This window comes from Pseudoflavonifractor phocaeensis (genome assembly GCF_016901955.1).
In the GTDB taxonomy this organism is placed as follows: domain Bacteria; phylum Bacillota; class Clostridia; order Oscillospirales; family Oscillospiraceae; genus Flavonifractor; species Flavonifractor phocaeensis_A.
The window spans coordinates 35,733-44,239 of the sequence record NZ_JACJLC010000024.1; the positions used below are offsets into that span (position 1 = coordinate 35,733).

The following is an 8,507-nucleotide window of genomic DNA, read 5'->3' on the forward strand; positions in this document are numbered from 1 at the left end:
TTCCTTCGGCTCTTGCTTTTTATGAAATTTGTATTATAATATATAATACAAACAATACAAGGAGGCGGGACCATGCTTCTGCGCTTGGACTTTGGCAGCGATATCCCCATTTACCAGCAGATCCGGGACCAGATCGTGGTGGGTATCGCCGACGGGCGGCTGTCTCCCGGAGCGCGGCTGGCCACCGTCCGGGCTCTGGCGGAGGAGAGCGGGGTCAACACCATGACGGTGAGCAAGGCCTATCAGCTGCTGAAACAGGAGGGGTATATCCAGACTGACCGGCGGAGCGGCACAGTGGTTTGCCCAGGCCAGACGACCGGTCCATCAGGAGCCACCCTGCGGGCGCTGCGGGTGAGCCTGTCCGAGCTGCGGCTGGCGGGGCTGGACAAGGAGAAGGCCCTGGCGCTTTGCGCCAGGCTGTACGACGAGGAGGGGAGCGTATGATCGGCAAGCTGATTTTATGGTTGAGCGTCATCTGGCTGGTTCCGCTGATGTATTTCTTCCTGAAAAACGAGGCCAAGTTCAAGAAAAACATCGCCGTGGGGGTAACCTTCCCCTATGAGGGCCGTACCCACCCGGATATTCTGGCCCTGCTTGTCCGGTTCAAAAAGGAGCTGGGCCGGGTCTGCCTGGCCTTGCTGATTCTGGCGGTGGCGCTGATGCTCCTACCGGTGTCCTTCGGTCTGATGCTGACCATTTGGCTCGTCTGGGTGGACTTGTGTGTGGTACTGCCGGTGGTGCCCTACGTCAGGTGCAACCGGGCCTTGAAGGCCCTGAAACGGGAGCGGGGATGGAGCGATCCCCGGCGGCAGCAGACGGTGGCCGACCTGACCGTGGCGGCCCAGCCGGAGAAACGGGCCTCTCCAGTTATCTTTGTGCTGGCCCTGGTGGTGAGCGCCCTACCTGTCTGGTGGGCCCTGGGCTGGGGAGATACCCTGGAGGGGTTAATCCTTCTTACTGGTCCCGCCTGTGTGCTCCTGTTCTGGGCCTGCTACCGCTGGGCCTTCCGCCGGAAGGCGGAGGTGGTGGACGAAAACGAGGACCTGACCGCCGCCCTCACCCGTCTGCGCCGCCGGGCCTGGCGGCGGTGCTGGGTATGGGGGGCCTGGTTCATGGCGCTGTTCAACCTGGCCCTGGCCCTCAGCTTTGTGCATCCTCTGGCGGGACTGCTGCTGCTGCTCCTGCTGGCGGTGCTGCTGACGGGGTTTCTGGTGGGCCTGGAGTTCCGGCTGCGAAAGCTTCAGGAAAGACTCACGGCTCAAAGTGGCCGGGACTTCTATGTGGATGAGGACGACAAGTGGCTCTGGGGCATGTTCTACTATGACCCCAATGACAGCCACCTGATGGTCAACGCCCGGGTGGGACTGAACGCCACCGTCAATATGGCCAGACCGGCGGGCAAAGTCATTATGGCACTTACCGCAGCCCTGCTGCTGTTCATGCCTCTGGTGGGGGTGTGGCTCATGGGGGAGGAGCGAGCCCCGGTGACCCTTGCCTTGACGGACACCGCCCTGGTGGCTTCCCACTCGGGCACCCGGTATGAGATCCCTCTGGAAGAGATGGACAGCGTGGAGCTGCTGGAGGAGCTGCCCCACATCCGCCGGGTGGCGGGCACCGCTATGGAGACGGTGAACAAAGGCCGCTGGCGCTGTGACGAGTACGGTGCCCTCACCGCCTGCCTGGACCCCCGCACCGGGCCCTGGCTGCTGGTACGGGCCGGGGAGACCACCTGGTTGGTGGGGAGCAGCGACGGAGGCGCCGGGAAGGTCTATGCGGCCCTCAGGGCTCTTTTGGCCGGGCAAATAGCTCCCGCAGGCCAATCAGGATGAGAAACCCGCCAAAAAATCGTCGCAGCAGGCCGGTGTCCAGGCCGGTGGCCCCCCAGGCGGCCAGGGACGCTGCGGCCAGCCCCGCCAGGATGGCGGGCAGGAGGATAGACTTTTCCACATAGCCGTTTTTCATGTGAGCGGGGAGGGAAGCTCCGGCGGCGGGGAGAAAGTAGAGCAGGTTGATGCCCTGGGCTTCCTGCTGGGGCAGGCCGGCAAAGGCAGTGAGGTAGATGAGCAGCAGAGTGCCGCCGCCCACCCCGAAGCCGGACAGGATGCCAGTGGCGGCCCCGGCCAGCAGGGGAAACAGCCAGCCGCTCATCCCAGCAGGGCCCTCACGCCGCCGTAGAGGATGAGCAGGGCGAATCCCCGGCGGAGCCAGGTCATGTTCAGCCCCTTGAACAGCCGGCCTCCCAGCAGCCCTCCCAGCAGTCCCCCGGCCAGGTAGGGTAGGGCGGCAGTAAAATCCACCCCGCCCCGGAACAGGTAGATGGCGGCGGAGAGGACGCACAGGGGCAGGATGATGGCCACCGAGGTGGCAAAGGCCTTCCGTTGTCCCAGACCGCACCAGCCCGCCAGCAGGGGCACCAGCACCATGCCGCCGCCGCCCCCGAAAAAGCCGTTGACCACCCCCGCTGCCGCCCCTGCCAGGGCGGGGCGGAGCCAGCTGCGTTCTGCTTGCTTCAAACAACATACCCCCCGTCGGCCTTAGTGTGCCGGCGGGGGGTATGTTTTATGCGCTATCTCTGGGTATTGATCAGGGAACAGATCACGTCCCCTGCCATCATCAGCCCGGCCACCGGGGGCACCCAGGCCACGCTGCCAGGCACCGAGCGGCGGCCGGGTGGCGGGGCCTCGTGCTGGATGGCCGACTTGGGCTCCTCCGGGGACCAGAGTACCCGATGGCGGTGGATGCCCCTGGCCCGCAGCTCCTTACGCACCACCCGGGCCAGGGGACAGCCCTCGGTCTTGGAGATGTCCCCGATGCGGAACTGGCTGGGATCCAGCTTATTGCCGGTGCCCAGGGCGGAGAGGATGGGGATGCCCCGGGTAAGGGCGGTCTCGATCAGGTCCAGCTTACAGGATACCAGGTCGATGCAGTCCACAATATAGTCGTACCGAGTGGAGAAAAAGGCCTCCCTCCGCGCTGCCTCATACTTTTCCGCCCGAACGGTGAGCTTGCAGTCCGGATTGATGTCGGCGATCCGCTCCGCCATGGCCAGGGCCTTGGGCTTGCCCAGGGTGGACAGGGTGGCCTCCACCTGGCGGTTCAGGTTGGTGAGGCCCACTTCGTCATGGTCGATAAGGGTAAGGGCCCCCACCCCGGACCGGGCCAGGGCCTCAGCGCACCAGCTGCCCACGCCCCCCAGGCCGAACACCGCCACATGGCTGGCGGCCAGCTGTTCCATGGCCTGGGGGCCAAGCAGCATCTCTGTCCGCAGGAATTTTTCGTCCATAGCGCCTCCTGTAAAAACGCGGACGGAGTCCAGCCCCGTCCGCGTATGTCTGTTGGATTTTTAGGAATTGACGTACTTGATGCCGTCACCCTGGGTGACCTCCAGGCCTTCGGTAAGGCCGTCCACCCAGCTGGTGGTCTCCTCCTCCCGCAGGGCGTCGTCGGCGGTGAGCTTCCACTCAGGCTCGTTGTCCCCCTGGTAGTAGATCACATGCCAGCCGTACTGGTTGGTGTTGGTGTTCTCCACCAGGCCGGTGTCGCCCGCCTTGCGGCCCTCGGCAAAGACCCAGTCGTTGAAGCTTTCCACCATTTCGCCGGGCTTCACGGCCTCGTACAGGCCGCCGTTGGTGCTGGAGCCGGTATCATCGGAATACTCCTCCGCCAGAGCGCCGAAGGACTCGGCGGTCTTATCGCCAGCCTCCCACTGGGCCAGCAGGTCCTCGGCCTCCGCCTTGGCGGCGTCCATGGCGGCGTCGGAGGGGATGGTGGACTCGTCTACATCGGAGGTGGAGAAGTCGTCCTCCTGGTCCAGCTCAGCCTTAATGAGGATGTGCCGGACATCGGCGGTGGGGGTCTGGTCCAGGTAGCGGTCCAGGAAAAGGACCACATAGTAGCCGCTGGAGTACTCCACCACGCCCACGTCGCCGGCGGTCCGGCTCGCGTCCAGCATCCACTCGCCGTAGGTGCGGCTGCTGATGCTGGAACCGGACAGACCGGTGTTCAGAGAGTAGTCGGGATCGTTCTCATAGCTCTCCTTGCTGGTTTCGGACACGTAGTCTGGAGCCAACTCGGCAAAAGTGGCCTCCTTATCCTCAGCCTCCTCAATGGCGGCGGCGAACTGATCGGCCTTGGCCTTGGCGGCCTGCATGGCGGCAGCGGACTCGGCCTCGGTGGGCTCTACAGTGTTGCCCTCCTCGTCAGTGCTGCTGGGAGCGGAGCCGTCAATGAGGATGGAACGGAAGGTAAAGCTGTCAAGTTCGTCCTTGTGCTCGTCGTAGTAGGACTGGATCTGCTCGTCAGTGATATCCAAGCTGTCGGAGTGATCCTGCTCATATGCGTTGACCAGGGTATCCCGCTGGACGCAGGCCGTAAAGGCGCCCTCGGTCATATACTTGCCATAGTTGGCTCTCAGATAGGTGGAAAAGCCATTGTAGTTCTGGTCGGCGTAACTCTTCAGGTCGGCCAGATCCTGATCCAGGGTAGCCTCGTCCTCCTCGGAGAGGGTGTAGCCGGCCTCGTTGGCGGCCCGCTCCAGGGCGGTGACCCGGGTCAGCTCCTGGATGGCCTGCTCCATGAAGTAGTCGTGATAGCTCTGGGTCTGCTCCTCGTCCACATACTGTTCCCGCAGGTCCTGGGTGGTGTCAAAGGCGGTGCCGTAGCTTTCGGAGTAGGCCGTGTTCAGGGCGGTGTGGTAGTAGAAGCTCACATCGTTGACGCTGTACTGCTGGCCGTCTACGGTGAGGGCGGTGGCGCCCCGCTGGAAGATGCCGGAATCCCACACCAGCAGGATGACCACCAGAATGGCCACCACCACGCCGATGGCGGTGTACAGCACTGCCTTCTGCTTGGTGGCCTGCTGCTCCTTGCGCTGGGCCCGCTGCTTCTGGGTCAGGCCCTGTTCGGGGTCTCCCCGGCGCTGCTTTTTTTCTCTGGATGCGCTCATGTGTCGTTTCAGTCCTCTCGTCAATATTCCTGCCGTGGCAGGGATGGAGAAGTTTCCATCATATAGACAAATTCGTATTATACAGGAAAGCTGGGGTATTTTCAAGCATAAAACCCGTGTTCATATTTTGTTTGGATTTGAAAAAAGAAACCCCACGAAACCGGAGTTTCGTGGGGGTCCCGCTCTGGCCGTGCGGATCCATTTAAAACCTGCACGTAATGGCAGGGTGGGTCACCTCCATGACGCTTCGTTGCTTCCAACTTCCAGCCGTCCCTCAAGGGGCGCCGGGAGGCCTGCAGTCCACGCCATGAGGGGGCGTCCCGTTTTAGAGATGTGGGTTTAAATAAGACCCATCACGCACCGAGCAGGAATCCATACCATATTTAGTTGCCGTCCTCTTCGTCGGCAAACAGGGCTTCCATGAACTGCTGGTAGACCAACTCCAGCTCCTCATCGCTGTCCAGGGTGGACAACTGCTCCTCGCCGTCGGCTTCTACGACCTTGAGGATGATGAGACCGCTTTCCTCGTCGTCCAGGTCCAGCTCCTCCACGTCGTCCCCCTTTTCCTCCCCCTGAACGGCGGGGAAGAAAGCCATATAGGTCTGGCCGTTGAATTCCAGGGTGTCGATGTGCTCCAACTCAAATTCGTTGCCGTCCTCATCGGTGACGGTGATAAAATCGGGGCCAAATTCTTCGCTCATATCGGGCACCATACCTTCCGTTTCTTCGTCTATATTGTAGCCTGAGCGCGGCCAAAATGCAAGAGCCACAGGGTCAAAATTTTGCAACCCGGCGTTCCCGCGGAAAAGACAGGGGAAAACGGGGTAGACAAGGGGGCAGAACGTGATATAATATGATCGGTTCTTTGTATACTGCATTGCGGGCCATACCCGTATCTATGCGCGTATCATCACGGAGGTGTCTTTTTTGGCGGAGAGATCCAATCAGAATCCCAGGCCCGAGGGGGAGCGGCGGCGCAACCCGGTGCTCCACGTCCTGGCCATCACCGGCAAGGTGCTTGGGACGCTCCTGCTGGTCATGCTCATCACCGGGATCATCCTGGCGTGCTTTGCCATGGCCTACATCAAGACGGTCATCCTGCCCCAGTCCCATCTGGAGGCCAATTTTGACATGAACCTGACCAGCACCATCTACTATATGGACCCGGACACGGGAGAATACGTGGAACATCTTTCCCTCCACGGGGTGGAGAACCGGGAGCTGGTGACCTATGACCAGATCCCCGAGAACCTGGTCAATGCCACCATCGCCATCGAGGACGAGCGGTTCCTCACCCACCACGGGGTGGACTGGAAGCGCACCCTCAACGGTGTGCTGCTCATGTTCACCGGCCAGGACATCCAGGGCGGCTCCACCATTACCCAGCAGCTCATCAAGAATGCCACCCAGTATGACGACGTCACCGTCAAGCGGAAGATCCTGGAGATCTTTACCGCCCTGGACTTTGACGCCACCTATTCCAAAAACCAGATTATGGAATGGTATCTCAACCTGATCTATCTGGGGGATAACTGCTACGGCGTGGCCACCGCTGCCGAGAACTATTTCGGCAAAAGCGTGTCCGAGCTGAGCCTGGCCGAGTGCGCCAGCCTCATCAGCATCACCAACAACCCCACCCTGTACGGCCCCAACTCCACCGTGCGGGTCACCAACACCGAGACCGGCGAGGTGACCACTGGCCGGGAGCGGAACAAGGCCCGGCAGGAGCTGGTGCTATGGAAAATGCTGGATCTGGGGATGATCAGCCAGGCGGAGTATGACGCCGCTGTGGCCGAGGAGCTCCATTTTGTCCGGGAGCAGGATGAGGAGAAGCCTTCCACCATCTATAATTGGTATGATGAGCAGGTCATTACCGACGTGATCAACGACCTGGTGGAGGAATACGGCTATTCCAAGCAGCTGGCGGAGAACATGGTGTATTCCGGCGGCCTGAAGATCTACGCCTGCGTGGACACTCGCATTCAGGAGATCGTGGAGTCGGTGTATTACGACAGCAGCAGTCTCCAGCTCACCTCCAGCAAGGGGCAGGACATCCAGTCCTCCATCGTCATCATCGATCCACAGGGCAACGTGGTGGGCCTGGCGGGGGCTTTGGGGGAGAAGACCGCCAACCGGGTGCTCAACATGGCCAGCGGCACCGTGCGGCAGCCCGGCTCCTCCATCAAGCCCCTGGCGGTGTACTCTGTGGCCCTGGAGCTGGGGATGATCACCCCTGCCTCGGTGTACGCCGACGAGCCGGTGCGGGTGCTCAACGGCTACAACTGGCCCCTGAACAATCCCCAGACCTACCGGGGCGATATCACCGTGGCTGAGGCCCTGAAGGTCTCCTCCAACCCGGTGGCGGTACGCATCCTGGAGGAGATGGGAGCGGAGACCTCCTTCAGCTTCATGGAGGAGAAGTACCACATCGATCTGGAGGACGGCTACCTGTCCAACGGGGAGATCAAGAACGACTACGGCTCCAGTCAGCTGGCCCTGGGCGGTCTGACCCACGGCGTCAGCGTCATGGATATGGCGGCGGCCTACTCCGTGTTTCCCCGGGACGGGGTGTATATCGAGCCCCGCACCTATACCAAGGTCACCCAGGAGGTGGATGGAGTGGATAATGTGCTCCTTGATAACACCGATTCCGAGGAGGAAGTGATCCTCTCCACCAAGACCACATGGTATATCAACGACATGCTCAAGGACGTGGTGTCCAGCGGTACCGGTACCGCCGCCCGGATCTCCGGCATGACGGTGGCCGGCAAGACCGGCTCCACCAGCGCCAACAACGACCGGTGGTTTGTGGGCTATACTCCCTACTATACTGCCGCTGTGTGGGTGGGCTATCCCACGCCTGAGCGGATCTATGCCAACGACAACCCCGCCGCCGTCATGTGGCAGAAGGTAATGAGCCAGGTCCACGAGGGACTGGCGAACAAGGACTTTACCCAGGCTAGCGGTCTGGTGTCGGTGAATATCTGCATGGACAGCGGCCAGAAGGCGACCTCTGCCTGTTCCAGCGATCCCAGAGGCAACCGGGTGATTCAGATGTACCTCTTCCAGGAGGACGCGCCGGTGGAGAGCTGTGGCAGCCACGTAATGGTGGATGTGTGCACCGAGTGCCCTGTGCTGGACTCCAATGGGGAGCCTGTGGAGGGCCTGTATCACCTGGCTGGGGAGTATTGCCCCACAGAAGCCAATGAGGAGCTGGGCATCGAGAAGGGGACTGTTATCTCCATCGGTGTGGTTACCGGTTCCACCAGTGACACAGTGTATTCCAAGCAGTACCTGGAGGCTTTGGGCAAGTGTACCGTCCACACCTCCGCCCCCGAGCCGGTGGAGCCGGAGGTCTATGACCCGGCCATCTTTGACCCGGATAATCCGGAGACCTGGCCCACCGAGGAGCAGTGGCCCGGGTTCAACAAGGACGATCCGGCCACCTGGCCCACGGTGCCCCCGGAGGTAACCACCACGCCGCCGCCCTCTCCCAGCAATAGCGGCGGCGGGGAGGAGCCCACCCCCACGCCCAGTCCCACCACATCGCCCGAGCCTGAGC

The 8,507-nt window shown here is 61.8% G+C and carries 8 protein-coding genes and 1 other RNA gene; 3 read left to right on the forward strand and 6 right to left on the reverse strand.

What is annotated here, in order from left to right; all coding sequences use genetic code 11:
• Positions 1-72: 72 nt before the first annotated feature.
• Both H6B51_RS07635 and H6B51_RS07640 read left to right on the forward strand, forming a co-directional pair.
• Positions 73-444 (forward strand): GntR family transcriptional regulator, encoded by a 372-nt coding sequence (locus H6B51_RS07635; RefSeq protein WP_204883117.1) that lies wholly within the window; start codon positions 73-75, stop codon positions 442-444.
• Positions 441-1,829: a DUF5808 domain-containing protein gene (locus tag H6B51_RS07640; RefSeq protein WP_204883118.1), complete on the forward strand. Its 1,389-nt coding sequence runs from the start codon at positions 441-443 to the stop codon at positions 1,827-1,829. The genes H6B51_RS07635 and H6B51_RS07640 overlap by 4 nt, the downstream gene beginning before the upstream one ends.
• On the opposite strand, the gene H6B51_RS07645 is transcribed toward H6B51_RS07640, so the two are convergent.
• The 6 genes from H6B51_RS07645 to H6B51_RS07670 all read right to left on the reverse strand — a co-directional run bounded on the left by H6B51_RS07645 (position 1,780) and on the right by H6B51_RS07670 (position 5,646).
• Entirely contained in the window at positions 1,780-2,148 is a 369-nt protein-coding gene (locus tag H6B51_RS07645) for a sulfite exporter TauE/SafE family protein (RefSeq protein ID WP_204883119.1), read from the reverse strand. The genes H6B51_RS07640 and H6B51_RS07645 overlap by 50 nt on opposite strands.
• The gene (locus H6B51_RS07650; protein ID WP_204883120.1) at positions 2,145-2,513 is read right to left on the reverse strand and encodes a TSUP family transporter; all 369 of its coding nucleotides are present in this window, start codon (positions 2,511-2,513) and stop codon (positions 2,145-2,147) included. Before H6B51_RS07650 ends, H6B51_RS07645 begins: the two co-directional genes overlap by 4 nt.
• Positions 2,514-2,566: 53 nt before the next feature.
• Positions 2,567-3,283 carry a tRNA threonylcarbamoyladenosine dehydratase gene (locus H6B51_RS07655; RefSeq protein ID WP_204883121.1) on the reverse strand — a complete coding sequence of 239 codons (717 nt, stop codon included), beginning with the start codon at positions 3,281-3,283 and terminating at the stop codon, positions 2,567-2,569.
• Positions 3,284-3,343: 60 nt separating this feature from the next.
• A complete protein-coding gene (locus tag H6B51_RS07660) occupies positions 3,344-4,945 on the reverse strand; it encodes a peptidylprolyl isomerase (RefSeq protein ID WP_204883122.1) in 1,602 nt (533 codons plus the stop codon).
• A 172-nt stretch (positions 4,946-5,117) separates the two neighbouring features.
• A non-coding RNA gene (gene ssrS / locus H6B51_RS07665) (6S RNA) lies at positions 5,118-5,319 on the reverse strand.
• Positions 5,320-5,328: 9 nt separating this feature from the next.
• Complete coding sequence (locus H6B51_RS07670; RefSeq protein WP_243421184.1) at positions 5,329-5,646, reverse strand: DUF1292 domain-containing protein; 318 nt, start codon at positions 5,644-5,646, stop codon at positions 5,329-5,331.
• Between the two features lie 226 nt (positions 5,647-5,872).
• Between H6B51_RS07670 and H6B51_RS07675 the strand changes: the two genes are divergently transcribed.
• Positions 5,873-8,507, forward strand: a 2,635-nt coding sequence (locus H6B51_RS07675) for a transglycosylase domain-containing protein (RefSeq protein ID WP_204883124.1), incomplete at its 3' end; no start/stop codon positions are given.